Here is a 20,774-nt window from a genome sequence, read left to right on the forward strand (position 1 = left end):
CGGCGCGGCGCGGTGCTTGATCGTAAGGAGATATCCAGCGAACAGCCGCAGCGGGCGAGGCTCTCCCCTCAGCCACAGCCAGCGCACCTCCGGTCAACCCGATTAATCGCTTGTGTTTCAACACAGACCACGGTTTATCCTTTTCCAGAGAGCACCATCGGATGAAGGCAACGCAGAGGCTCGGATGCACAGCGTTCTGATCACCGGCGGAGCGGGTTTCATCGGCCAGAACCTGGTGCATGCCTGGCGCACCGCGCGTCCGGACGACCGGTTGACCGTCATCGATGCGATGACCTACGCAGCCAACGTCCGAAGCCTGGAGCTGCTGATCGCCGATCGCAGCATCCACTTTGTCAGGGGCGATATCCGGGATGCGGAGCTGATACGACGCCTGTTCGACGAGCATAGATTCACCCGGGTCGCCCACCTCGCCGCCGAATCGCACGTCGACCGGTCCATCGTCGATCCCGAGGCCTTCCTGCAGACCAATGTGCTCGGCACCTTCACTCTGCTCCATGCGGCGCTGGACGCATGGCGCGCGTCGGGCGTGATCGATCGCGCGCGCTTTCTTCACGTGTCGACCGACGAGGTCTATGGCTCGCTTGAGCCGAACTATTCCGCCTTTTCGGAATCCTCGCCGTACCGTCCCAACTCGCCCTATGCCGCAAGCAAGGCGGCGGGCGACCATCTGGTGCGCTCATACGTTTCGACGTATGGGATGCCGGCGCTGATAACCAATTGCTCGAACAATTATGGTCCTTACCAGCATCCCGAAAAGCTGATCCCGCTGATGATCATTCACGCACTGAAGGGCAAGCCGCTGCCGATTTATGGCGACGGCTCCAACGTCCGCGACTGGCTGCATGTATCCGATCATTGCGAGGCGCTGATCAGCGTGATCGAGCAGGGCCGCATCGGGGAAACCTACAATATCGGCGGGGGCAACGAACGCAACAACCGCGAAGTGGTCAGACTGATTTGCGACACGATCGACCGGGCCTTTGCAGCCGATAGGGCCCTCGCGGCGCGTTTTCCATCCTGTCCGGCGGCGTCAGGGACGAGCTGCCGTACGCTGATTTCCCACGTGACCGACAGGCCGGGCCACGATCACCGTTATGCGATCGACGCCACGAAGCTCAAAACCGAAATCGGCAACCAATGCAGCGTCGGCTTCGAAACCGGACTGCTTCAGACCGTTCGCTGGTACCTCGACCGGGAGGATTGGTGGCGCGACGTGATCAGCGGCGCCTATCAGGTTTGGATCGACAAGAATTACGGCTTTCGGATCGAGATATAGAATAATTAGGACGGCGTAAGCGCTGCCGCGATGATTGAATCGCCGTCTGTACCGCGTGCACAAAATCGCTGGCGAAGGCCTGATCGACATCTGCTTGCTGGTGGGTCGGCGTGGTATAGTCTAGACAGATGCCGGCCTGCCCGGAATCGGCCGCCTCGAAAAGAATCTACCCCTGAAGGTGGATGCGCCGCGAGAACTGAAACTCGCTTTTGTGGGCTGATCCGGAATCGACCGCAGCGGCTCCAGGGATCATTTTGAAGCGTTTTCCTCACGCGAACCGGTACCCGCTTCGGTCAAGAACGCGATGCCGTTGACCTAAACGCGTCAGCCGGGGTTAGCTCAGAGGCCGTCCGATTCGCCGTTCTTCGGTGTCGAGCGTGGGACGACGAAGGGCGCGTAGGAGGTGTTGCCGCCGGCGGCCGCCGGGACCACCAGTCCGGGTGCCGCCACAGCGCCGGCAACCCCCGCAGGACCGTCCTGACGCTTGAGGCTCAGGATTTCGGTGCGCTCGGCCTTCTTGAAAGTCGCTTCGCGGGGCGCCACCGCGCTTAGCTCCCAGCCGGCATGGCTTTCGCCCAGGTGCAGCCGGACAATCTTCTGGTTGGTCTGATCGAGGAAAACCGCAATGGCGTCGCCTTCCCCGACCACGGCCCCGATCAGCGCCAAGGAGGGCCGTTCCGGCGCTGCGGCTTTCTGGGGAGGCGGCACACTGGCCTGATCGACCGGTGGAGCAACCACGGCGCGCGGCGCCGGCCTCCGGGACGCCGAGAAGATGGGGCGCTCCTGGGTGGCCGTCAGGACCGAGAGCGGGATGGCCCATAGCGGGTTTCCACTCGGCAGCGGCCCGGCCCCTTCCCGGCTCGGTCCCGAGATCGGCTTCACGCTGCCGAGGTCCACGGTATCGGGCCCCCTTCCGGCCGTGTCGTCGGGCAGGATGTCCAGCGTAGCCGAGGTCGCAGCCCACGCCTGCGGCATTGGGCCGGCCGTCAGCGCCCCCGCGGAAAGCAGGGTCAAACCGAGAATTTTGAGCCACCTGAGCATGTCAGTCCCCAGCCCCCCTTGGCGAATTTGCACGCGAGCCTAACCCCAACCACCCTCTCCATCAACACGGTCCGACTCAACGTCAGGCTGCCAACGCTTGATGGCTTAAGTGGCTCGGACGAAAGGTATTTCGTGAACTTTCCAACCCCGCCGACCAGGCAAATGTTGCCAAACGGTCACGTCGACAAAAATACCAAACTGCGGGCCCTCCGACAGCTTCGCAAAATCAGCCCGTTCGCGCGACCGGTGCAGCGCTGGTCAGCGCCGAAATGAAGTGGCTAAAGGGCTTCTCGCTGACCGCCACATTCGAAGGCGAATTCTCCGGCAACCTCACGAGCCAAATACGCTTGGTGAATTTACGCTTGGTGAATTCGGGCACCCCTTGACGGCACCTTATATTGTAGCTACAATATAAAGTGTGAAGATCGTTTGGGATGAACCAGAACGCCTCGCCAACCCTGCGAAGCACGGGTTGGACTTCGCCGATCTCAATGAGGCATTTTTCGACGATGCGCTGGTTTTGCCTTCGTATCGTAGACGTTGGGCTGGCATCGGCAAAAGCATTCGCGGCGTAATCGTCGTCGTGTTCGTTTCCTTGGGTCAGGAGGCTATCAGCGTCATCAGCATGCGCCCAGCCAGCAGGAACGAGAGGAAGCTATATGCGGAACATCAAGAACACTAAGAAGAAGGGTTATGGGGCCAGCGATCTTCGCGAAGTGAGCAATAATCCGGAATGGACCAGGAAAGACTTCGCCAGGGCGCGACCATTTGCAGAAGCCTTGCCCGAACTCGCTGCATCGATCCGTAAAGGTCGCGGCCCGAACAAGGCTCCGACGAAAAAGCTGGTTTCTCTCCGGCTATCCAGGCAAGTGCTTGAAGCGTACAAAGCCAAGGGACCGAACTGGCAGTCACGGATCGATGAGGACTTGCGCCGCATCAACAAGATCAAATGACCCGTATGGTCCCGCCGGCCCTGACTCGGTGGCGGCGCGGTTATGCAACCGACAAGCGCTGGATGCTTCCCTCTATTTATTCCCCTGCCATTGCCCGGAAACGCCGAGCACGACCCTGACCCGGCCTGAGCCACTTTCATTCAAGGCCGTGGTCTGCGGCACCTGCACGTCGAGCTGTTCGACGAACAGGAAAGGCATGCCGGCCTCGAGATCGTAGAGCAGCTTCTGCAAGGCGGGCTGTTCCATCTCGCAACTGACGACGAGGCCTACGAGGCCGTCCCTCGCCTGGGTGCCGAGCACATCGACCTGCGACGACTGGATGGTGCCGCCGACTTTGCCGACGGCGGCGGCGACCCGCTGCAGCAGCGTGGCGCCGGCGACGGTCACCGTCGGCCCCTCCAGGAACGGCGTGCCCCGATGCTCGGCCGCGAGTGCTGCCGCATCGCCGCCGCGCGGCTTGCGGCCCCGCAACTGGTCGAGCAAGTCGGCGGTTTGCGTCAACGCCTGCCTGTGATCGAGGATATCGGAGATCGAGAAGCTCACCGTGGCCAGCAAGCCGCCGAACACGGCGAAATACAGCACGACGGCGATCAGCGGCGAGCGCGTCAAGGTGCGGACGATGGTATCTGCCGAGTTCATGGGTTCGCCGTGTTCTTCGGTTCGATCCGCGCCTCGATATGGAAACGCTCGCCGGGATCGGAGGGCGATCGCGTCGTCGGGGCATAGAAGGTGGCGCGGGTGAAATGCCGGGACTGCTCGATCAGCGGGATCAGCGACGGCGCGTCGCGGGTGATGCCGGCGATCTGCAGCTTGTTGCCGGCCAGATGCAGTTCGGTGACATAGGTATTGTCAGGCAATATCTGGCTCAGCGCGTCGAGCACCAGTACGCTGGCGGGCGTTTCGTGTTTGCGCCGCTCCAGCGCCGCGATCGGCGAGCGGTCACCGTCACTGCCTGAGCGAATGGCGGCGCGCCACTTCGAGATCTGCAACGCAAGCTCGCCTTCCTGCGTCCCGAGATCGTTCCCGATGTAGGTCGCCGCCATCGCCGACAGCAGCGCGGCCGCGGCGGCGATGCCGAGCGCGATCAGGAGCGCCCGGCTCAGGCGCGCGGCATCCAGATGTCCCCGCGCCTTCTGTTCGAATACCTTGACGCGGCCGGCGTTGCGCCCGGCGACATCGGTGCAGACGGCGACCGCGGCGGGATAGAAGCCGGAGACCGCCTGCACATAGCTCATCGCGACCTTGCGCGTGGTGGCCGCGATCACCGTGGTGATGCTCTCGGTACCGCTTTCGACGGGCGCGCTGCAACCGAACACGGCCTCGCTGGCGTTCCACGGCGTCAGGCGGTCGATCTGGGCCCGCACGATGCCCTCGAGGAAATCCGACGCCCGCGCCGGCAGTTCAAGCGGACGAAACAGGAAACGCGTCGGCTGGAGCACGATCTCGACCCGGCTTCCCTTCAGGACCGGCCCGAGGTTGGGCGCGGAAAACGCGCCATCCGCGAACGCGAGCCGCGCCGGCAGATTGTCCGACTTTGCCGCCTCGACCGCGAAGCCGCCCTGTTCGTCCTCGATCAGCCTGACCACGCGCGGCGACACCACGCGGTCGAAACCGGCGATAATCGCGGCGGCCACGCTGCCCACCCATGCCTTGAGGACCGCGCCGATGGTTTCAAATTGCTTCATCCCGGAAAGGCCCTTTGCGGCGCGGCGCTGCCGTCGGAGGCGTTGCGCCACGACAATACACGATAAGGCTCGGCGCCGGTTTCGAGAAGCAGGATCACGGCTTCCGCCGCGCTGCGCCGTCCGTTGCCGGCCTCCACGCCGACCGTGATCCGGTAGGCTTTGGAACCGGCCAGCGTCGCCCCCTCGCTGCCGGCGATCCCGAGCAGCGATTGCCGGTCCTGCGCCGGATCGGCCCGCTGCGAGAGTACGTCCTGCAACTTCTCCGGCGTCATGCCTGGCAGCGCGGCCACCACCTGGGGTGCTGCGTCGAGAATATTGACCGACGCAAGATTGCTGAACACCGTGACGAACGGCAGCATGCGCTCGACGATCGCTGGCGGAATTCCTTTCACCAGCCACAGCTCTTCGGCGGCCGGAAACGGCGCGTGCCGCGGCAGATAGGCGGCGCCCGAGGTGCGGTAGAAGGAATTTTCAGGATCGTCGTCGCCCAATTCCGTGGGCGCGCGCCATGCCAGGATGCGGTCGGCATAGCCGGCCGCGTCGGAGGGTGCTGCGCCCAATCCGGCGATGAAGCCGGCGAGCAGGCCTTTTGGCGCGGCATTGAGATCGATGCGCGCGCCTTCGGAGCGGAACGTCACGGTCACCCTGCCCGCACCCACTTTGGCATTGAAAGTTCCGCTGGTCGGACGTGTGGCCTCGTTGACGGAAGTCAGCTGATAGACCGCGAGTTCGACGCCGGCGCTTTCCAACGCCTCGGCCTGGACCCGGTCGGCGCTCCCGGTCACCACGATGGCGGTGTTGGTGACATAGGTCAGATAGATCAGCACCAGCGCCGACAGCGCCGCAAGGATCCAGAGCACGACGACGACGATGAAGCCCCGCGTGTTCTGCCGTTTGCCGCTGAATACGAAATCAGGCTCCATGCCGTCAGATGCAGCTCGCTAGAGCTGCTCCTCCTTTTTCTGGGCGGCGGCCGGTTTCAGCCGCGCGGTCAGGCAGGCGGTCGCATTTTTGGCCCGCGCGCATTCGGCCCAGGCGTCGGCGTGAACCATGATCGCGCTGGACATGCGAAGCATCTGGCCTGTCGCACCGTCACGGACGGCGATACGGATTTTTTCCGGCAGCTGCATCTGGCCGCGCCACTCCGGCTGCCAGACCTGATCCGGTCCCGCAAAGGAAAACGTCACGCGAAACGGCGAGCGGACCAATACCACCTGGTCGGCAAAACGGATCTGCGCGTCCCCCGCCATCGGCACGAACGGCGCCCGCTCACGCACCAGCGCGAGACCCTGGCTGTCGGCCTTCTCTACCAGCCTGACGATTTCGAGGCCGGGACGCATGTTGGGACCGACCGCGGTCCGCACGAAGGTGACGGCCAGTTCGGACCCCTCGAACAGCGGCACCTTGGCATTGCCATTGATCGGGACCATCTCGGCGACCGCGAGGTCGGCGACGATGCGGTCGAGGCCGAGCGCCAGCCGCTCGGCGCGCTGCACCCGCACCATCCCGCGGTTCCAGTTCGGCATCCACTGCGCCGTCACGGTGGCGAGCGCGGCGAGGATCATCGTCATCAGCAGCGTTGCCACCAATACTTCGATCAGCGTGAAGCCGGCCTCGCTGGCCAGCGCACATCGCGGCTTCGCGCTCATTCGGCAGTCCTTGGCACCAGCCGGACGGTGGTGAGCTGGATGGCCGGGCCATTCGGCGCCTGCAGCCGCATGGTGACGGCAAGCGGCACGAAGCGGGTATTTTGCGGGGCGTCGTCGTTCGCTGCAGATGTATTCGCCGGCGAGACGTCGATCCGCCAGCGATGGCCGGCGAGTTCGCCGGACTGCTGGCCCGCCTTCAGCAGATTGCGCGCCGGCAATTCGGCAAGCAGCATCTCGGCGGCTCCGGTCAGGGCAAGGCGCTGGTCGATCGAGCGCGTGCCCTTCACGCTGGTCGCGATGACGGCAGCGATCGGCGACAACACGGCGGCGACGATCGCCAGCGCCACCAGCGCTTCGATCAGGGTGAACCCGGCGATGTCAGAGCAGTTTCTTCGGGACAATATCGACGCCTCCCGTCAGCCAGTTGACGCGAATTTCATATCCCATCCCTGGACGCGCCAGCGCGATCGCGCCGCCACACGACATGCCCGAGGGAAAGAAATCGATCGACCTGCCGGCGGTTCGATCGCCGCATCGCGATGCCAACATCGCCTCCAGCGTGACATCCTTGGGCAGGCGGACAATGCGGCCGGTGACGCCGGAACGGATCGAGCGCGCTTCGGCGTCGATCGTCGTCTTGACCGGGATTTGCCGGCGCAGCGCCGTGTTGCGATCGGCCTTCAGCAACGCCGCGGTCTCCACCGCGTAGCTTTCGAGCTTGGCCCGCGTCGTCGCCCGCGGCAGCGCCGGCAGGATGATGGCCGCGAGCAGGCCGATAATCGCGAGCATGCACACGATCTCGATCAGCGCGAAACCACGCTCGCCGCTTCGCTCAGCGCGCGCCACTGGCAATATCGGTGGCCGTTCCACTGCCGCCTTCCTGACCGTCGGAGCCGAGCGAGATGATTTCGTAGGGCGCGCGCTCGCCCGGCGAGCGATAGACGTAGCTGTGTCCCCAGGGATCGTTGGGCACCACGCCGCCGCGCAGATACGGCCCGTTCCAGCCGGGCGTATTGTTGCTGCGGGCCAATGCCGCGAGGCCTTCATTGGAGTTGGGATAGCGGCCGAGATCGAGGTAGTAAAGATCAAGCGCGCTGGAAAAACTCTCGATCTGGATTTTCGCGGCCTTCGCCTTGGACTCGCCGAGATAGCCGAGCACGCGCGGTCCCACCAGCGCCATGATCATCCCGATGATGGTAATCACCACGAGCATCTCGACCAGCGTGAAGCCGGCCTGTCCGCGGCGCCGCCGCTGTATTGCCGAAGCTCGAACCTTTCGACCCACCGCAGTCGCCTCCTCGAATTTCATTTTACGTCTTCCGTGCTAGCCGACAATCTGACTGACGGAAAGCAACGCCGTCATGACAGACACGATCAAACCGCCGACGACGATGCTGATCGTGATGATCGCCGCAGGTCCGGCAATGCCGACCACGCGATCGAGCGTGCGTTGCAGCTTTGCCTCGTAGAACTCGGCGACCCGGCTCGCCAGCATCGGCAATTGCCCGGTTTCGTCGCCAAGCCGCAGCATCCGCACCGCCATCGACGGCAACGCCTTGGTATCGGATAGCGCATCCGACAGTTTTGCGCCATGGCGAACACGATCGGCGGCGTCGGTCCATACCACGGATGGACCCGTTGACGACATCATGTCGACGAGAATCCGCAGCGTGGTCGTGAGATTGACGCCGCTTCCGAGCAGGAGTCCGAGATTCCGGCAAAATAGCGATGTCCGATAGAACATCATCACCTCCCGGATTGCCGGTAATTGTGTAATCGCGTTGACGATGCCGCGGCGGATCCGCTGCTGTCGCAGCAGCAGCCAGCCCCCGGCGATGGCGATCGCGAGGCCCACCAGCAGCAGATCGGAATTGTTCCGCAGGAAGCTCGAAAGGTTCAGAAAGGTGAGAACGATCGGATCGACCTTGGCGCCGAAATCCGTCAGCACGCTGGCGAATTGCGGCAGGACGAACGTGACAAAGAACAGCAGGACGCCGCCTGCCGCGCTGAGCACGAACAGCGGATAGCGGATGGCGTCGCCGAGCCTTTGCTTGAGCGCCTCGGTGCGGCGGCGTTCGTCGGCGAGCACCTCGAGCACCTGGTCGAGCGATCCCGACGCCTCGCCGACCCGGATCAGCGCCACATACATCGGCGGAAACAATCCCTCGTGCCGCGACAGCGCTTCCGCGAAGCTCTCGCCGGCAATGACGTGCGAGCGGATATCGACGACCACTGGCCGCAGCCTGCCGAAATCGCCGTCGGCGGCGAGCAACTCGAGGCCGTCATTGATCCGCGCGCCGGCGCGCAGCAACAGCGCGAGATCGCGGGTGAAGATCGTGACGTCCTCGGCCTTTGGCTGGTTGAAGATGCTGAAAAGGCTGCGGGTCGAGCCGGCGCCCCCCTCGAGCGTGACGTTGTCGACCAGCACCAGGCCAAGACGCTCGATTCGCTGCGCGACATCGCCCGGCGCGGATGCCGCGATCGCACCGGAAACCAGTTCGCCATTGCCGTTGAGAGCGCGATAGCGGTAATTCGGCATGAGATCACCGAACCGTCGTGACGCGGAAAACCTCGGGCACGGTGGTCAACCCAGCTCGGCATTTCGCGATGGCGTCGGCCAGCATCGTGGTCATGCCGCCCGCTATCGCCGCGGAATCGACGACGTGCGAATCCGTCTGAGGTCCGATCAGCTTGCGGACCTCCTCGGACATTTCGAGGATCTCGAACACGCCGTTGCGGCCGCGATAACCGGTGCCGCCGCAGCGCTCGCAGCCGCCGGCCTCGTGAATCATCTCGCCGGCCTTGAAGCCGATCACGGCGAAGCGCGGGTCCCTGTCGATGTCGGCTTCCGTGAGCCGGTGCGGCACCTTGCAGCGATCGCACAGCACCCGCACCAGCCGCTGCGCCACCACCGCGCGGAGTGTCGACTTCAGGAGAAAGCTTTCGATACCGAGATCGATCAGCCGCGGCACCGCGGCCGCCGCGGTCTCGGTATGCAGCGTCGTCAGCACGAGATGACCGGTCAGCGCCGCATGGATGGCGATATGCGCGGTCTCCGCGTCGCGGACTTCGCCGACCATGATCACGTCGGGGTCCTGGCGCACGAAGGCGCGCATCGCGGATGCAAAGGTGAGGCCGATCGACGGCTTGACCTGCGATTGGTTGACGCCGGGGATTTCGTATTCGACGGGGTCCTCGATGGTGAGGATATTGCGGGTCGGCTCGTTCAGGATCGACAGCATGGTCGCAAGCGTCGTGGTCTTGCCGCTGCCGGTTGGCCCCGTCACCACGATCATGCCGTGCGGCAGCGCCAGCAGACGGGTCATGATCGCTTCGTCACGGGCGGCAAGTCCGAGCTTGCCCATCTCCAACAGACCGCGGTCACGCGGCAACAGGCGGATCACTGCGCTCTCGCCGGCCTGCCTCGGCATGGTCGCGACGCGGACGTCGAGCTCGGAACGGCTGACACGCACCCGCGCTGCACCGTCCTGCGGCAGTCGCCGCTCGGCAATGTTGAGACCGGCAAGGATTTTCACGCGTGAGATCAGCGCCTGCGGCGGAATGCCCGCGGGCACCGGCATCGCGCGCAGCAGGCCATCGACGCGCATCCGCACCACGAGGCCGGTACGAAACGGCTCGATGTGGATATCGCTGGCGCGCAGCTCGACCGCGCGCTCCAGCAGATCGTTGAATGCACGCACCACCGGCGCGCCGCTGGCGAGGTCGCGCAGGCTCTCAATGTCGTCGTCGGATTGCTGACTAGACCCTCTCGCGCTTTCATCCGCTTCAGCGCCGTCCGCCTCGGCGCGCTGGTCGAGCACTGTCGTGATATCCTCGAACGAGGCCACCGCAACCTCCACCGGAGCACCGAACACGATTTCGGCGGCGCGAATCGCCGCGGTATCGGAAGGATCGGCGACCGCGAGCCGATAGCCTCCGTTCGGCGTTCGCACCGGGAAGATGGTGGACTCCCGCAGGAAGCGTCTTGAAAATCCGTCGAGGCACGGCGTCGATGCGAGCAGCTGCGGCAGGTTCAGCCGGATGACGCCCCAATAGTCCGCGACTTCGTCGGCGAATTCCGCGGCCGACAGATCGGTGGCTTCCCACAATTCCCGAAGCGGCCGGGCGAGCGTGGAGTTGGCCGGGTTTGCGACGCGCGCGCGCGCCTTCGGCGGCAATGAATATTTCTCGAGTAGATGCTGCCGGAAGGTCTCTGCCGAAAGGTCTCGCATCGAGCTCACAACGCTAACCTTGTTACTGGAAAGCAACAGCGCTCACGCGCTGCAACAGGCCCTTTTCTCTTGACTTGTTTAGTAGCAAAAACATAATCATCAGGCAAATTTTTGAACGTCCGAACCATGGGGGGTCGGGCGTGTTTTCCAGTTCGCAGCGTTGGTGGGCGTATCTTGAAAAAAGTGGTCGAACCGCTTTCGCGCCTGCGTTCAGGGTTGGCTGGAGCGCTCGTAATATTCCTGTCATCGTTCCTGCTTACAGCCTGCATCCTCACCGGCGATCAGTCTGTCGAAGGCAATCCCAAGGATCCCCGCGCGCAGGGTATCGTCGACAGGGTCCGCTCAATCGATTTGATGCCACGCGAGACAGCCGATGCCGGCAGTACCGGCGTCGCGCAGCCGACGTCGTCGCGCCCTGCGGTCTATCTCAGCGACGGCACCACACCGCCGGGCTCGACCGCGATCGAACGCGAGGATACCGGTTCCGGCAGCGGCTATGACCTCAACTTCGAAAACGCGCCGGTCGCGACGGTGGCAAAGGTCATCCTTGGTGACGTACTTGGCGCCGGTTATACCATCGACCCCCGCGTGCAGGGCACGGTGACGCTGGCGTCGGTTCGTCCGGTGGCGAAGGCGGATGCGCTCTACGTGCTAGAAAACGCCTTGCGGATGTCCGGCGTGGCGCTGGTGCGCGATCGCACCGGTTACCGCCTGCTGCCGGCCAACGAAGCCGGTCCCGGCGGCATCGATCGGGCGGCTTCGGCCGAACCCGGCCAGGGCATCAGCGTCGTGCCGCTGCGCTACGTCTCCGCGCAGACCGTCTTCAAGCTGCTGGACGCATTCGGCGTCAAGGCCACCACGCTGCGGCCGGACAACGGACGCAATACGCTGATCGTCACCGGCAGCGGCTCCGACCGCGCTTCCGCCATCGACACCATCCTGAGCTTCGATGCCGACTGGATGCGGGGGCAATCGGTCGGCATCTTCCCGGTGCACAACTCCGCGCCCGAGCCGGTGATTTCCGAGATCGAGAAGATCATGGATTCCGGCGAAGGCGGCCTCAGCCAGAATGTCATCAAGTTCCAGCCGATCGGCCGGCTCAATTCCATCCTGGTGGTCAGCCAGAAGCCGGAATATCTCAAGCGCGCCCAGACCTGGATCGCGCGGCTGGACAAGTCGGATACCGAAGGCTTCAATCTGAAGTCCTATCCGTTGCGCTACGGCAGCGCCAAGCCAGTCACCGCGCTGCTCAATGAAATGCTGACCGGTCGTAGCGCCGCGAGCGAAACCAACCTCGACAGCGCATCGAGCCAGATTTCACCCGGCGCCGGAGTTTCGATCTCCTCCTCCTCCCCCTCCTCCTCACTCAGCAACAGTCCGATGGCGCAATTGAGCGCGCTGCCGACGGCGGCCTCGGGTGCCGCGCCGCCCGGCTCCGCGCCGTCGCTGAACGTTCGCGCCGCGCCTTCCCCCACCTCAGGCAATTCGAGCAATCAAGATAATTCATCGGGTGGCCTGCTCGGTTCGGGCGGCAAGCCGGGCAACGGTATCCTGCCCAATATCCGGATCACGGCAGACGTCACCAACAACGCGGTGCTGGTCTACGCCAACGGGGAATCGCAGCGCGTGGTCGAGCAGACCATCCACCAGATCGACCGGCCGCAGCGCCAGATCGCGATCGAGGCGACCATCGCCGAAGTGACGCTGAACGATCAGTTGAACTACGGCGTGCAATATTTCCTGGCGAGCCAGAAGGGCTCGATTTCCCAAGTGTTTCCCGGCGTCACCCCCAGCAGTACCGCGATCGGGTCCGCGACCACGACCACGACTGCGACCACGACCGGCACCACCACCCCCACCACAGCGATCGAGCCCGCCAGCAACGCGGTCAACGCCGCCGCTGGTGCGTTGCTCGGACGCGTGCTCCCCGGGTTCAATCTTTTGATCGGATCGGAGAACTCGCCGCGGGTCATTCTCGACGCGCTGCACGGCGTCACCGACGTCAAGGTTCTCTCCAATCCGTCGCTGGTGGTGCTCGACAACCAGCCGGCGACCCTGCAGGTCGGCGATCAGGTGCCGTTCTCGACCGGCAGCGCGACGGTGCTGACCGCCAACAACACCGTGGTCAACACCATCGACTACAAGAATACCGGCATCATCCTTCGCGTGTTGCCGCGCGCCAATGCCAACGGCAATGTCGTGCTCGACATCGAGCAGGAAATCTCGAGCGTGGCGGCAGGGAGCGCGGGCTCGCTGACGCCGACGATATCGCAGCGGCGCGTCAAGAGCTCGGTCGCGGTCACGAGCGGCCAGACCGTACTGCTCGCCGGACTCATCAGCGAATCCGAAAACAAGCAGCGGCAAGGCATTCCCTTGCTGGATTCGATTCCTGGCGTCGGCGATGCTTTCGCGCATCAGACCACTGCGCGGGCGCGAACCGAACTGATCCTGTTCATCCGGCCGACGGTGATCAGGGACGCCGTCGACGCGCACGTCATCGCGGAGGAAATGCGCAGCAAGATGAACGGCCGGCTGGTCGGCACAAGCCTGCCGGTCGTGGTGGTCGATCCGCCGAAGGCCACGCGCTGAGCTACGTCAACCATCGACCGGTCTGGCAAGTCGCTCTCGGCCTCGCGCTCGCGGCGGCGGCGACGGCTGCCAGTGTTTTCGCCGCTCCCGGCCCCGATGGGCTGTTCGGGGCTTTGCTGGCAGTCCTGATGCTCGCCATCGCCGTCATCGACTCCGAACGCTACGTCATTCCCAACGAACTAAGCGGCGCAGCACTGGTGCTGGCGCTGTTGCGCGCCGGCCTGGTCGGACCGGAGGCGGATTGGCATGCCGTGATCTGGGCGGCCTTCAGGGCCGTCGCGATTACGCTACCCTTGATTCTGCTCATGACCGGATACCGGCGCTGGCGCGGCCGCGACGGGCTGGGACTCGGCGACATCAAGCTCGCTGCGGTCGCAGGCGCGTGGCTCGGCTTCGCCACGATCTTCGCGGTGATCGAACTCGCCGCGCTCTCGGCCCTCGCGGCTTATGCCGTCATCGCCTATTGGCGCAAGCGGCCGCTGCGAGCCACCGCATTTCTTCCGTTCGGGGCGTTCCTCGCGCCGGCGATCTGGATCGGCTGGCTGGCCGAGGCGCTGTTGAGCCCGGGCGCGTACTGACATGTCGAGCTTGATTGGCGCGGATTGCCCGGTGTCCGCTATTTTCGCGATAGCGTCCAAATTCTGCAGCGCAACGAAAAATGTCGCGATGTGCCAGGAACGGGCGTTGGCTCGCAATCAGTGGGGCGAAAAGCGGAAATGATTTCAGGGCGCCACTCCGCCGCTGGTTGATGATGCAGCCGTGGGAAACTGCAGCCTCGAATGTGAAGAAGCCAAATCAGTGCTCGCGGCTCGGCGCCCATTCGAGCGCTCGCAGGCGCGCCCGCGCAAGTTCGCCGCGCGTCATCTTGGTGGTCACGGCATCGCGGATCCGGACGCGCGCTTCGCGGGCGCGGCGCGGCGCGGCGGCGGCGGAAAGATTGAGCCACTTGCTGGCCTCGATGATGTTCCGCGGCACCCCAAAACCCTTGTCGTAGAGCAGGCCGAGCGAATATTGCGCGCCGCTGTCGCCCTGCTCCGCGGCGCGACGGTACCACATCGCGGCTTCCGTATAATTCTGCGGCACGCCACGCCCGGTTTCAAACATGAAACCCAAATAGGATTGCGCGGCGGCAACGCCCTGCTCAGCCAGTGGAATCAGGATATGCGACGCCGACACATAGTCCTGCCGGTTCAAGGCGGAGACGCCCTGGCGAACGGATTGGGCGTCGGCAAGGCCCGCGGTCGACAGCGCCAGCAGCGCTGCGCCAAAGGCAACGCGCAGCATCCTGATCAGGCATGCGGCTGTTGGCCTGCGTGCGAGCAAGGCCATTCGCGCATCAAAATTTGCCGTCCGGGCCCAGCTCACGCTCATCTCGTATCCTGCCGTCGATCACGCGCACACTAATACTGCAGTCCGGAAATATCCATACCCGCGCGGCGCCGCCGGCGCGCGAGCGCGCCGACCGCCCGGCGCAAAAAACTGCTTTGCCATGATCGAACGAGACTAGTCACGCTCTCCGAGCCAAGATACCTGTCTGTCATCAATGTGACGCAACCGCATCGCACTAACGGAGTATCCTGAGATGGCATTTCCGAGGGCATCTTCGGCCCTGTCCCGCTTCACCGTGCTCGATCTCACCCGTGTCCGCTCCGGGCCGACCTGCGTGCGACAGCTCGCGGACTGGGGCGCCAACGTCATCAAGATCGACGCCCTGACGGAGGACGCCGGCGGCGAGCAGCCGGGCGGCCCGCGCCAAGGTTCGGACTTTCAGAACCTGCACCGCAACAAGCGCGCGATGACGCTCAATCTGAAGGATCCCCGAGGGGTCGACGTGTTCCGGCGGCTGGTGGAGAAGGCCGACGTCGTGGTCGAAAACTTCCGCCCGGACGTGAAAGCGCGGCTCGGCATCGATTACGATGCCTTGCGCAAGATCAATCCGCGCCTCGTCTATGGCAGCATCTCCGGATTCGGCCAGGATGGCCCCTATCACAAACGTCCCGGCTTCGATCAGATCGCGCAAGGCATGGGCGGGCTGATGTCGATCACGGGCGCGCCGGGAGAAGGCCCGATGCGGGTCGGCATTCCCGTCGCCGACCTCACCGCGGGCTTGTTCTGCGCGATCGGAATTCTCACCGCGCTCTTGGAGCGCGATGTCTCGGGCGAAGGCCAGTGGGTGCAGACCTCGCTGCTGCAGGCGCAGATCTTCATGCTGGATTTCCAGGCCGCGCGCTGGCTGATGGAAAAGGACGTCGCCAAGCAGGCCGGCAACAACCATCCGACCAGCATTCCGACCGGCGTGTTCAGGACCTCCGACGGTTATATCAATATCGCGACCACGGGCGGGCGGATCTGGGAACGCTGCGCGCAGGCGATCGGCGCGCCCGAACTCGCCGCCAATCCCGACTACGCCACCGCACCCGCGCGTTCCAAAAACCGCGACGCGCTCAACGCGGAGATCAACAAGCACACCGAGCAGAAATCGACCGAGACCTGGGTCGACGAACTCAACGCCGCCGGTGTCCCCTGCGGGCCGATCTATTCGATCGACCAGATGTTCGAGGACGCGCAAGTCAAGCATCTCGGCATCGCCCAGGATGTGCCGAACGCCGAAAGCCGCCACATCCGCCTGGTCGGCCAGCCGGTAAAACTGTCGCGAACCCCAAGCAGCATGGCGGCGCGGCCGCCGGAGTTCGGCGAGCAGACCGACGAGGTGCTCGCCGAGTTCGGCTTCGACGCGAAGGAGATCGCGGGACTGCGGCAGGCGAAGGTGGTGTGACGAAAGCCGGCTGGGCCCCACTCAGGGGACGCAAAAATGCAAAAAGCCCGGCACAAGGCCGGGCTTTTGAATTTCCGAGAACTGGAGGCTCAGTATTTCGCGACCACCGGTCCGGCAGTGAATTGGTAGTTGATGCCGGCGCGGACGATCTGGTCATGGAAGCTGACGTCGATGTCGTTCCCGGTTCCGCGAAAATACGTCTTGGTGCCGAAATCGACATACAGATATTCGAGTTTTGCCGACCAGTTCTGGCTGAACTTCTTTTCCAGGCCCACACCGGCCGTCCAGCCGACCCGGGTCTGACTTTCCGACAGCGACGCCCCCACCAGCGTAACGGGACCCCCAACGGGAATCGTTCCAGCGGTGCCAGGGCCGAACAGCTGAGCCGTCAGCGTCCCCTGGGTCGTATACTTCACTTCACCGACCGCAAGACCGCCGGTTGCGTAGAGCAGCAAGCTCGGATCGGCGAGGAAGCCAGCTCTGCCCCTGAACGTGGCAAACCAGGGGAGTTTGGTTTCGTTGCTGAGCGAGGCGGAGGCCAGAACATTGAAATCGTTACCCGGAGTGGGGAACCTGATCGAGCCAAGAAAGTCGTTGCTGCTGCCGCGTTCGCCAGTCCACTGGCCGTCCGCTTCGAGGCCGAGCACCCAATTGCGATCCACCTGCCAGTTATAGCCAATCTGACCTCCGAAGAGGCCACCATTGACGTTTTGTTTGACGGTCGCAGAGGCATTTGCAGGAAATGGCGCACCGATCAAAGCCGTTTCGCTGGCCCGGCCCCAGCTATAGCCACCATTGAGACCCACGTAAAATCCGGTCCAATTGTAGCCGGGCTCGGCTATGACCGGCGCCTTAGTGTAGGGCCGCGGCGCCAGATCGGCCGCGAACGCAGCCGTCGAAAGCAGCCGTCGAAAGCAGAGATGCGATCACGACAATCCCGGTGGAAATCGACTTCATAAAAATGGTCCTCGGATGAATCAACTGACGGAAACATACGGATACAAAACGCCCAAGTCTGTCGCGCGAGGGCCACAGTCGGCGGTAATCCGATCTGGCTCGCTCTTGGAGCGAATATTCAATAGACGAGACAAGCCTTTGATAACACAATATATTACACAGTCGAACGGTTAGCCGGCCGTTTTCAGCGGCCGCCACAATCGCCCCAGGCTGCCGAACGCCTTGTCGATCACCGGCCAGAACAGCAGCAGGATCGCCAGCGTGGTGATGGAGCCGACGAGGCCGTTCGACCAGAACACCTTCATGTCGCCACCGGAGCCGATCATCGACAACCGGAACGCATCCTCGGCGCGGTTGCCGAGGACCAGCGCCAGCGTGAACGGCGCGAGCGGAATTTTGATCTTCTTGAAGACATAGCCGACCACGCCGAATCCCAGCATCAGCCAGATGTCGAACATCGCGTTCTGGATCGCATACGCGCCGATCGCGCAGGACACCACGATCATCGGCGCCACCGCGGCGAACGGCACCCGCAGGATCGAGGCGAAGATCGGCACCGTCGTCAGCACCAGTACCAGGCCGACGACATTGCCGAGATACATTGAGGCGATCAGGCCCCAGACGAAATCCTTGTGCTCGACGAACAGCAGCGGGCCGGGATTGAGCCCCCACACCATGAGACCGCCGAGCAAAATGGCCGCGGTGCCGGAGCCGGGAATGCCCAGCGCCAGCATCGGCAGCAGTGCCGCGGTGCCGGAGGCGTGGGCCGCCGTTTCCGGCGCGAACACGCCCTCGATGCGGCCCTTGCCGAAACTCTCGGGATCCTTCGAAAAGCGCTTTGCCAGATTATAGCCCATGAAGGAGGCGGCGATCGCGCCGCCCGGGGTGATGCCGAGCCAGCAGCCGATGAACGACGACCGCAGCAGCGTCACCCAGTATTTCGGCAGGTCCTTCCAGACCGACAGCACCACGCGCAGGCTGATCTTGGCCGCATGGCCGCGCAGCGCCAGGCGCTCCTCCATGGTCAAGAGGATTTCGCTGATGCCGAACAGTCCGATCACCGCGACCAGGAAGTTGATGCCGCGCAAGAGGTCGTTGGAGCCGAACGTCATGCGCAACTGCCCGGACACCGTATCCATGCCGACGCCGGCCAGGAGCAGCCCGAGCGACATCGAAATCAGGGTCTTGTGCTTTTCCTCGCGGCCAAGGCCGACAAAGGAGCAGAAGGTCAGAAGATAGACCGCGAAGAATTCCGGCGGCCCGAATTTGAGCGCGAACGAGGAGATCAGCGGCGCCAGGAAAGTGATCAGGAGCACTGCGACCAGCGAGCCGATGAAGGAGGAGGTGAATGCCGCCGTCAGCGCTTCGGCCGCCCGGCCCTGCTGCGCCATCGGATAGCCGTCGAAAGTGGTCGCGACCGACCACGCCTCACCGGGGATGTTGAACAGGATCGAGGTGATGGCGCCGCCGAACAGCGCGCCCCAGTAGATGCTCGACAGCATCACGATCGCGGATGTCGGGTCCATGGTGAAGGTCAGCGGCAGCAGGATCGCAACCCCGTTCGGGCCACCAAGCCCCGGCAGCACGCCGACGAAAATGCCGAGCACGAGGCCAACCATCATCAACGTGAGGGTTTTCCACGTCATCAGGACGGCGAAGCCGTGAATCAACAGGCCGAAGGCTTCCATTACAAAGTCCCAATCAATTCGTCATTGCGAGGAGCGAAGCGACGAAGCAATCCATACGTGTCCCGGTAGCTTCTGGATTGCTTCGCTGCGCTCGCAATGACGATAAGTGAATGACTAATAGCCGAAGGCCGCTTCCAGCGGTCCCTTCGGCATGATGACGTCGAAAGCGATATCGAAGGTCACGAACATCGCGGCGGTGAAGACGAAAGCGGTGAGCAGCGATTTCCACCATGCGATGCGTCCAACCATCCGCATGAAGCCGGCGATCAACAGGAAGCTCGCGACATAGAGTCCGAGAAATTGCGTGGCCAGGCAAAACAGCAGCGTCGGAACGAACACCGCCATGACCCGGCGCGCTTGCGCGCGGGTGACGAAGGTTTCCACCGCCTCGTTGCGCGACAGCCAAGCGGCGACGAGGCCGTAGAGGCTGGCGCCGGCGAGGATGACCGACAGATAGAACGGGAAATAGCCGGCCTGCGGGCCGGTCGAATCCCAGGAGATGCCGGTGCGCCAGTTGTCGTAACCGAGCGTGGCGGCGAGCGCGATCAGCAGCAGCGATACCGCGATATCGACGACGCGGACGTCGGTGACGGCGGGCGAGTCGCCTTGCGGCGCGGTCGGATCGTCGACGACAATTTCAATTTCGGAATCTGACATTAGTGGCACACCGAGTGGGAGTTCTTGACCTCGCCCCGCTTGCGGGGAGAGGTCGGATTGAACCGGCGATGCGCAGCGTCGTCGGTTCGATCCGGGTGAGGGGGACTCTCGGCGATCTGACCTGGTGGAGAGTCCCCCCGACCCCAGCCCTCTCCCCGCAAGCGGGGCGAGGGAGAAGGAAGCGCCCTACTTCGCGACAAAACCGGCCTTGGTCATCAGAGCCGTGTTGAGCGCGTCGTCCTCTTCGAGGAACTGCAGCATGTCCTTGCCGGTGAGGAAGATCGGCTTCAGCGCCTGCTTTTCCATGTAGTCCTTGTATTCGGCGGTTTGCGTCACCTTCTGGAACAGATCGACGTAGAACGCCTGCTGTTCCGGCGTGACCTTGCCGGGCAGGAACATGGCGCGCAGCATCAGGTACTGGACGTCGAGCCCCTCCTCCTTGCAGGTCGGGATGTCGTGCCACGACTGCGTCTCCGTCACCTTGGTGGTGTAGGAGATCCGCTCCCTGTCGAACACGCAGAGCGCGCGGACCTGGCCGGCGCGCCAGACCTCCAGATTTTCGGACGGGTTGTTGACGTTGGACTCGGTATGGTTGCCGACCAGTTGCGTCGCCGCCTCGCCGCCGGACTTGTAGGGCAGATAGGAGAATTTCGCGCCGGTCTTCTGCTCCATGAACACGGTGAGCACGTTGTCCTCGCGCTTCGATCCGGTGCCGCCCATCTTGAATGGCGAAGGGGCGGCCTTGGCGGCTTCGATGAATTCCTTCACCGTCTTCGGCCCGGCGGCATTGTCCCACAGCACGAACTGGTCCAGCGCCACCACCGACACCGGCGTCAGCTCGTGCCAGTTGAAGGGAATCTTCGCCGACAGCGGCAACATGTAGATCAGCGAATAGGCGATCAGCACCTTGTTGGGGTCGCCTTCCGAGGATTTCATGTACATCAGCGCTTCGGCCCCGGAGGCGCCGCCCTTGAGCGACACCACCATCGGCTGCTTCATCAGATTGTTCTTCTGGATCGCGGCCTGCATCATCCGCGCCATCTGGTCGGAAGCGCCGCCGGCCCCGGCCGCTACCACGATTTCGACGGGCTTGGTCGGCTCCCAGGCGGCGATTGCCGGCGCGCTGACCAGCATGGCCGACAGCGCGGCCACGGCTTTCAGGATATGTCGCACGTATTTTCTTCCCTGTGACTTTTTTTTGCCCCGGATCCGCCGGCACGGATTGATGGGACCCATTGTGCGGGGTTGCG

At 63.8% G+C, this 20,774-nt stretch carries 21 protein-coding genes; 6 read left to right on the forward strand and 15 right to left on the reverse strand.

Annotation, left to right across the window (positions count from 1 at the left end; translation table 11 throughout):
- Positions 1-184 precede the first annotated feature (184 nt).
- Positions 185-1,297: a dTDP-glucose 4,6-dehydratase gene (gene rfbB, locus B5525_RS41120; protein ID WP_079572028.1), complete on the forward strand. Its 1,113-nt coding sequence runs from the start codon at positions 185-187 to the stop codon at positions 1,295-1,297.
- Positions 1,298-1,636: 339 nt separating this feature from the next.
- Here rfbB and B5525_RS41125 read toward each other — a convergent pair whose 3' ends face one another.
- Positions 1,637-2,338, reverse strand: coding sequence for a hypothetical protein (locus tag B5525_RS41125; RefSeq protein WP_079572029.1), 702 nt, complete (start codon positions 2,336-2,338; stop codon positions 1,637-1,639).
- A 418-nt stretch (positions 2,339-2,756) separates the two neighbouring features.
- Here B5525_RS41125 and B5525_RS41130 point away from each other — a divergent pair, with 418 nt between their 5' ends.
- Positions 2,757-3,020: a BrnT family toxin gene (locus B5525_RS41130; protein ID WP_079572031.1), complete on the forward strand. Its 264-nt coding sequence runs from the start codon at positions 2,757-2,759 to the stop codon at positions 3,018-3,020.
- Positions 2,998-3,291: a BrnA antitoxin family protein gene (locus B5525_RS41135; RefSeq protein ID WP_079572033.1), complete on the forward strand. Its 294-nt coding sequence runs from the start codon at positions 2,998-3,000 to the stop codon at positions 3,289-3,291. Before B5525_RS41130 ends, B5525_RS41135 begins: the two co-directional genes overlap by 23 nt.
- A gap of 72 nt (positions 3,292-3,363) precedes the next feature.
- Here B5525_RS41135 and gspM read toward each other — a convergent pair whose 3' ends face one another.
- From gspM to B5525_RS41180, 9 genes are read right to left on the reverse strand one after another with little or no spacing between them, the layout of a single operon-like run.
- Positions 3,364-3,930: a type II secretion system protein GspM gene (gene gspM / locus B5525_RS41140; RefSeq protein WP_079572034.1), complete on the reverse strand. Its 567-nt coding sequence runs from the start codon at positions 3,928-3,930 to the stop codon at positions 3,364-3,366.
- The gene (locus B5525_RS41145) at positions 3,927-4,976 is read right to left on the reverse strand and encodes a PilN domain-containing protein (protein WP_079572036.1); all 1,050 of its coding nucleotides are present in this window, start codon (positions 4,974-4,976) and stop codon (positions 3,927-3,929) included. The genes gspM and B5525_RS41145 overlap by 4 nt, the downstream gene beginning before the upstream one ends.
- Positions 4,973-5,899 (reverse strand): general secretion pathway protein GspK, encoded by a 927-nt coding sequence (locus B5525_RS41150; protein ID WP_079572037.1) that lies wholly within the window; start codon positions 5,897-5,899, stop codon positions 4,973-4,975. The genes B5525_RS41145 and B5525_RS41150 overlap by 4 nt, the downstream gene beginning before the upstream one ends.
- A gap of 18 nt (positions 5,900-5,917) precedes the next feature.
- Positions 5,918-6,625 carry a PulJ/GspJ family protein gene (locus B5525_RS41155; RefSeq protein ID WP_079572039.1) on the reverse strand — a complete coding sequence of 236 codons (708 nt, stop codon included), beginning with the start codon at positions 6,623-6,625 and terminating at the stop codon, positions 5,918-5,920.
- On the reverse strand, positions 6,622-7,026 hold the full coding sequence (locus B5525_RS41160; RefSeq protein ID WP_079572040.1) for a prepilin-type N-terminal cleavage/methylation domain-containing protein: 405 nt from the start codon (positions 7,024-7,026) through the stop codon (positions 6,622-6,624). Before B5525_RS41160 ends, B5525_RS41155 begins: the two co-directional genes overlap by 4 nt.
- Positions 7,004-7,495, reverse strand: a complete 492-nt coding sequence (locus B5525_RS41165; RefSeq protein WP_079572042.1) for a type II secretion system protein GspH — start codon at positions 7,493-7,495, stop codon at positions 7,004-7,006. Before B5525_RS41165 ends, B5525_RS41160 begins: the two co-directional genes overlap by 23 nt.
- A complete protein-coding gene (gene gspG / locus B5525_RS41170) occupies positions 7,458-7,934 on the reverse strand; it encodes a type II secretion system major pseudopilin GspG (protein WP_079572043.1) in 477 nt (158 codons plus the stop codon). Before gspG ends, B5525_RS41165 begins: the two co-directional genes overlap by 38 nt.
- Before the next feature lie 15 nt (positions 7,935-7,949).
- Positions 7,950-9,164, reverse strand: a complete 1,215-nt coding sequence (locus B5525_RS41175) for a type II secretion system F family protein (protein WP_079572045.1) — start codon at positions 9,162-9,164, stop codon at positions 7,950-7,952.
- Between the two features lie 4 nt (positions 9,165-9,168).
- Positions 9,169-10,857: a GspE/PulE family protein gene (locus B5525_RS41180; protein WP_172900083.1), complete on the reverse strand. Its 1,689-nt coding sequence runs from the start codon at positions 10,855-10,857 to the stop codon at positions 9,169-9,171.
- A gap of 126 nt (positions 10,858-10,983) precedes the next feature.
- Between B5525_RS41180 and gspD the strand changes: the two genes are divergently transcribed.
- Entirely contained in the window at positions 10,984-13,446 is a 2,463-nt protein-coding gene (gene gspD / locus B5525_RS41185; protein ID WP_079572048.1) for a type II secretion system secretin GspD, read from the forward strand.
- A gap of 128 nt (positions 13,447-13,574) precedes the next feature.
- A complete protein-coding gene (locus B5525_RS41190) occupies positions 13,575-14,024 on the forward strand; it encodes a prepilin peptidase (RefSeq protein WP_172900084.1) in 450 nt (149 codons plus the stop codon).
- A gap of 217 nt (positions 14,025-14,241) precedes the next feature.
- Here B5525_RS41190 and B5525_RS41195 read toward each other — a convergent pair whose 3' ends face one another.
- Positions 14,242-14,775, reverse strand: coding sequence for a tetratricopeptide repeat protein (locus B5525_RS41195; protein ID WP_079572051.1), 534 nt, complete (start codon positions 14,773-14,775; stop codon positions 14,242-14,244).
- Positions 14,776-15,028: 253 nt separating this feature from the next.
- Here B5525_RS41195 and B5525_RS41200 point away from each other — a divergent pair, with 253 nt between their 5' ends.
- On the forward strand, positions 15,029-16,222 hold the full coding sequence (locus tag B5525_RS41200; RefSeq protein WP_079572053.1) for a CaiB/BaiF CoA transferase family protein: 1,194 nt from the start codon (positions 15,029-15,031) through the stop codon (positions 16,220-16,222).
- Between the two features lie 89 nt (positions 16,223-16,311).
- On the opposite strand, the gene B5525_RS41205 is transcribed toward B5525_RS41200, so the two are convergent.
- The 4 genes from B5525_RS41205 to B5525_RS41220 all read right to left on the reverse strand — a co-directional run bounded on the left by B5525_RS41205 (position 16,312) and on the right by B5525_RS41220 (position 20,658).
- Positions 16,312-17,028 (reverse strand): outer membrane protein, encoded by a 717-nt coding sequence (locus B5525_RS41205; protein ID WP_244567754.1) that lies wholly within the window; start codon positions 17,026-17,028, stop codon positions 16,312-16,314.
- Between the two features lie 321 nt (positions 17,029-17,349).
- Positions 17,350-18,867 carry a tripartite tricarboxylate transporter permease gene (locus tag B5525_RS41210; RefSeq protein WP_079572056.1) on the reverse strand — a complete coding sequence of 506 codons (1,518 nt, stop codon included), beginning with the start codon at positions 18,865-18,867 and terminating at the stop codon, positions 17,350-17,352.
- A 114-nt stretch (positions 18,868-18,981) separates the two neighbouring features.
- Positions 18,982-19,524, reverse strand: a complete 543-nt coding sequence (locus tag B5525_RS41215) for a tripartite tricarboxylate transporter TctB family protein (RefSeq protein ID WP_079572058.1) — start codon at positions 19,522-19,524, stop codon at positions 18,982-18,984.
- 186 nt (positions 19,525-19,710) lie between these two features.
- On the reverse strand, positions 19,711-20,658 hold the full coding sequence (locus B5525_RS41220) for a Bug family tripartite tricarboxylate transporter substrate binding protein (RefSeq protein ID WP_425305346.1): 948 nt from the start codon (positions 20,656-20,658) through the stop codon (positions 19,711-19,713).
- Between the last annotated feature and the right edge of the window lie 116 nt (positions 20,659-20,774).

Source organism: Bradyrhizobium erythrophlei, assembly GCF_900129505.1.
Lineage (GTDB): Bacteria > Pseudomonadota > Alphaproteobacteria > Rhizobiales > Xanthobacteraceae > Bradyrhizobium > Bradyrhizobium erythrophlei_D.

Excerpts from the sequence above, each read along its gene's own strand:
- rfbB (WP_079572028.1), top strand. The coding sequence starts at position 185 with ATGCACAGCGTTCTGATCACCGGCGGAGCGGGTTTCATCGGCCAGAAC.
- B5525_RS41125 (WP_079572029.1), bottom strand. The coding sequence starts at position 2,338 with ATGCTCAGGTGGCTCAAAATTCTCGGTTTGACCCTGCTTTCCGCGGGG.
- B5525_RS41135 (WP_079572033.1), top strand. The coding sequence starts at position 2,998 with ATGCGGAACATCAAGAACACTAAGAAGAAGGGTTATGGGGCCAGCGAT.
- gspM (WP_079572034.1), bottom strand. The coding sequence starts at position 3,930 with ATGAACTCGGCAGATACCATCGTCCGCACCTTGACGCGCTCGCCGCTG.
- B5525_RS41145 (WP_079572036.1), bottom strand. The coding sequence starts at position 4,976 with ATGAAGCAATTTGAAACCATCGGCGCGGTCCTCAAGGCATGGGTGGGC.
- B5525_RS41150 (WP_079572037.1), bottom strand. The coding sequence starts at position 5,899 with ATGGAGCCTGATTTCGTATTCAGCGGCAAACGGCAGAACACGCGGGGC.
- B5525_RS41155 (WP_079572039.1), bottom strand. The coding sequence starts at position 6,625 with ATGAGCGCGAAGCCGCGATGTGCGCTGGCCAGCGAGGCCGGCTTCACG.
- gspG (WP_079572043.1), bottom strand. The coding sequence starts at position 7,934 with ATGAAATTCGAGGAGGCGACTGCGGTGGGTCGAAAGGTTCGAGCTTCG.
- B5525_RS41175 (WP_079572045.1), bottom strand. The coding sequence starts at position 9,164 with ATGCCGAATTACCGCTATCGCGCTCTCAACGGCAATGGCGAACTGGTT.
- B5525_RS41180 (WP_172900083.1), bottom strand. The coding sequence starts at position 10,857 with ATGCGAGACCTTTCGGCAGAGACCTTCCGGCAGCATCTACTCGAGAAA.
- gspD (WP_079572048.1), top strand. The coding sequence starts at position 10,984 with ATGGGGGGTCGGGCGTGTTTTCCAGTTCGCAGCGTTGGTGGGCGTATC.
- B5525_RS41190 (WP_172900084.1), top strand. The coding sequence starts at position 13,575 with ATGCTCGCCATCGCCGTCATCGACTCCGAACGCTACGTCATTCCCAAC.
- B5525_RS41195 (WP_079572051.1), bottom strand. The coding sequence starts at position 14,775 with ATGGCCTTGCTCGCACGCAGGCCAACAGCCGCATGCCTGATCAGGATG.
- B5525_RS41200 (WP_079572053.1), top strand. The coding sequence starts at position 15,029 with ATGGCATTTCCGAGGGCATCTTCGGCCCTGTCCCGCTTCACCGTGCTC.
- B5525_RS41210 (WP_079572056.1), bottom strand. The coding sequence starts at position 18,867 with ATGGAAGCCTTCGGCCTGTTGATTCACGGCTTCGCCGTCCTGATGACG.
- B5525_RS41215 (WP_079572058.1), bottom strand. The coding sequence starts at position 19,524 with ATGTCAGATTCCGAAATTGAAATTGTCGTCGACGATCCGACCGCGCCG.
- B5525_RS41220 (WP_425305346.1), bottom strand. The coding sequence starts at position 20,658 with ATGCTGGTCAGCGCGCCGGCAATCGCCGCCTGGGAGCCGACCAAGCCC.